Here is a 3,543-nt window from a genome sequence, read left to right on the forward strand (position 1 = left end):
ACGCCGACCGGAACCCCCTGGCCATTTTTGCCGCATGTGCCAATGCCGGTGTCCAATTGCAAATCGTTGCCTATCATCGAAATATATTTTAACGATTCCGGGCCATTACCGATAAGGGTTGCCCCCTTAAGCGGTTTGGTGATTTTGCCATTTTCAATAAGGTAAGATTCGGTGCAGGTAAAAACAAATTTGCCGTTGGTAATGTCAACTTGGCCGCCGCCGAAATTAACGGCGTAAACCCCGTCCTTCACCGATGCAATAATTTCGGCCGGGTCGTGCGCACCGGCGGTCATGAATGTGTTGGTCATGCGCGGCATGGGCACATGGGCGTATGATTCGCGGCGGCAATTGCCGGTGGCGGGTTTGTTCATTAAACGCGCGTTTTGCCGGTCCTGCATATATCCTTTTAATATGCCATCCTCGATAAGGATATTGCTTTGGGTTGGCGTGCCCTCGTCGTCGATATTTAAACTGCCGCGCCGCCCCGACATGGTGCCATCGTCATATACCGTCACGCCCTTGGCCGCGACCTGGTTGCCAATTTTACCGGTAAAGGCCGATGTTTCCTTGCGGTTGAAATCCCCCTCTAACCCATGGCCAACGGCCTCGTGCAGTAATATCCCCGGCCAACCCGGCCCCAACACCACGGTGGTTTCGCCGGCGCGGGTCGGCACGGCGGTTAAATTAACCCGTGCCTGGCGCACCGATTCATCCAACGCGGGTTGCCATTTTTCGCGCGCGAACAGCTCGACAATATGCCCGCGCCCGCCGTAACCATAACCGCCCGATTCGCGACGGCCGGCGTTATCCATCATCATCACCGACATATTAACCCGCACCAATGGGCGAATGTCGGTGAATATCGACCCATCGGCACGCATTATCATAATCACTTGCCAATTCATGGCGATGCTCCCCGAAAATTGTTTTACTTGCGCATCGGCCTTGCGGGCGTAATCGTTCATCGCCGCCAGCAATTTGACCTTATCACCAAATGCAATGGTGTCGATGGGATTTGTTGCGTCATATAAATGGTGGTTGGTTTGGCGCGGCGGCGTGGTGTATTGGCGGTCGGTGGTTTTTGCATCGCCAATGTTGCTGTTGAAATTATAACCCTTTAACACGCCGCGCACCGTGTTGACGGCGCGTTTCAATGCCGACGGCGACCATTCCGACGAATGGGCGTAACCGGTTAAATCGTTCACCACCGCCCGCAGGCCGAAACCGGCCGAATCGCTGTAACTAGCGTCCTTCACCTTGTTATCGTCGAACGATATAACCTCGGTCAATGTTAATTCGCAAAATAATTCGCCGTCGTCCGCACCATGCAGGGCGTTTTTAATTTCGGCCAGGACCGCGCCCTCGGCCATGCCGAGTTTTTCAAAAAACCATTTTTTTGGTTCCAATAATGGATTGGTGGAATTGTTGTTATCGGCCATGTTTTTTGTAATATAACCCCTTGCGATGTTTTTTGCAAGGTGCGTGCCGCGCCGGTTATTTCCTAAGCCCCCGCTTTACCGCCGCGCGGGGTAAGGCCGGCCACCACCAAGCGCACCAAAAATTCCGGCACCGACATTTTATTGATACGCAAAATTTGCGGAATGTAACGCCACACCCTGGGGGTGCGCCAAAATAAAAAAAACACCCTCGGCCGCGCCAATGGTTGCGCGGGCGGTAAAGTGCCAAGCGGGTCATAACCATAAAACCGCCGCGCCAAAGCCGATAAAAAATAAGCCAAGTTGCCCAAGGAAAATTCCAAACGATGGCCCATCCTGCCGACTGATTTTCTTTTCATCCGTGCGCCGCTGGTGTCGTCATGCTGGCGATAAAAATACAATTCGCGGTTTATCATGGCCAATGGTTGTTGTTCGTCCAAACGGAACAGCATGTCGCGGTCTTCCCCCATTCGCAAATTGCGAAATCCACCGAGCTTGTCTAAAAAAATTTTTCGCACCATGAAGGTTGCGCAGTTTCCATAGTGACTATCGCTATTAAGAAACAAATAATGAATATCCAACCTTGTTTGCTCGCGGCCGGCGGGTTGTTGTTGCGTTGTTAAACGATAAGCCTCCTGCATCTGATTACCATCGCGGTCAATAAACCTTATCCATGTGCCAACGCCGCTGTTGCCTTTGTTTTTTTCTAAAAAAGCCAGCTGGGTTTTTATTCTATCCGGGTGGGCAACATCATCGGCATCATGCCATGCAACATAATCGCCACGCGCCAGTTTTATACCAGCGTTGCGCGCCATGGCGACGCCTTGGTTAGGTTGGTAATGGTATTTTATGCGTTTGTCTTTTTTCAAATAAATTTTAACCACATTCGCCGAACCATCGGTCGACCCGTCATCGATAATTATCAATTCCCAATTTTTGTAAGTTTGCGCCAACACCGATTCAATTGCCGCCGCCACGTATGTTGCGTGATTGAACAATGGCATGACGACCGACACCAATTTGTGTGCCCCCACACTGACCTCGCCTAACCCCTCAACAACTTTACCCATTTTTATATTATCTCCCTTAAATGCAATTAAGGTGTCTTATAAAAACAAAAGACTATTTCTTCAAGCTTTTTATAATTCTTTCGCGCCGCGGTATGGTAAGGCCGGCCACCACCAAGCGCACCAAAAATTCCGGCACCGACATTTTATTGATACGCAAAATTTGCGGAATGTAACGCCACACCCTGGGGGTGCGCCAAAATAAAAAAAACACCCTCGGCCGCGCCAATGGTTGCGCGGGCGGTAAAGTGCCAAGCGGGTCATAACCATAAAACCGCCGCGCCAAGCAGGACAGGTTAACCACCAAGCGGTTAAGGCTTATCCCCAATCGCCCATGGTAACCGGTTTTTTTAACCCGCGCGATGCTGGCATCGCCATGCAATCGCCAATCGTAAAGATAATCGGGCAGGTTCACCATTTTAAACCGCTCCTCGCACCGCAATAACATATCGTAATCGGTGCCGACATCGACCGCGCGATAATGGCCGACAACGTCGTAACATTTTTTGCGCACCATGATAGTCGCGCCGATGATATCGTTGCCCGCATCCGTCAATGGGTTGCGCGGCGTGCCATTTGGCCGGCGGTAAGGGACGAAGAATTTCCCCATCACTTGTTTTTCTATCAACCGCCCATTGGCATCGACGCGGTTGCATTGCGTGCCGCACACCGCGGTGTCTTGGTTTTTTTCTAAATAGTCCAATTGTTTTGCCAATTTGTCGCGGTGCGCCACGTCGTCGGCGTCTAGCCAGGCGATATATTGGCCACGCGCCAGGCGTAACCCGGCGTTGCGCGCGCCATATTCCCCTTGGTTTTTTTGGTGGTGGTAGCTGATGCGGTTGTCTTTTTTCAAATAATTTTTAACCACATTCGCCGAACCATCGGTCGACCCATCGTCGATAATTATCAATTCCCAATGTTTGTAAGTTTGCGCCAACACCGAATCAATTGCCGCGCCAATATATTTTTCGTGATTGAACAATGGCATAATTACCGACACCAATTTATTCGCGCTATCGTTGGCACTGCTTGAGCGCAAT

Annotated in this window: 3 protein-coding genes; all 3 read right to left on the reverse strand. The window is 50.9% G+C overall.

The features are described 5' to 3' along the window. A partial coding sequence (locus QM529_07610; GenBank protein MDI9314520.1) for a metallopeptidase TldD-related protein occupies positions 1 to 1,439 on the reverse strand: 1,439 nt, incomplete at its 3' end. A 62-nt stretch (positions 1,440 to 1,501) separates the two neighbouring features. Then, entirely contained in the window at positions 1,502 to 2,506 is a 1,005-nt protein-coding gene (locus QM529_07615; protein ID MDI9314521.1) for a glycosyltransferase family 2 protein, read from the reverse strand. Positions 2,507 to 2,558: 52 nt separating this feature from the next. Next, positions 2,559 to 3,543: glycosyltransferase family 2 protein (locus QM529_07620; GenBank protein ID MDI9314522.1), on the reverse strand; the 985-nt coding region annotated here is incomplete at its 5' end.

The sequence above is a fragment of the Hydrotalea sp. genome (assembly GCA_030054115.1).
Classification (GTDB): domain Bacteria; phylum Pseudomonadota; class Alphaproteobacteria; order JASGCL01; family JASGCL01; genus JASGCL01.

Excerpts from the sequence above, each read along its gene's own strand:
- QM529_07615 (MDI9314521.1), bottom strand. The coding sequence starts at position 2,506 with ATGGGTAAAGTTGTTGAGGGGTTAGGCGAGGTCAGTGTGGGGGCACAC.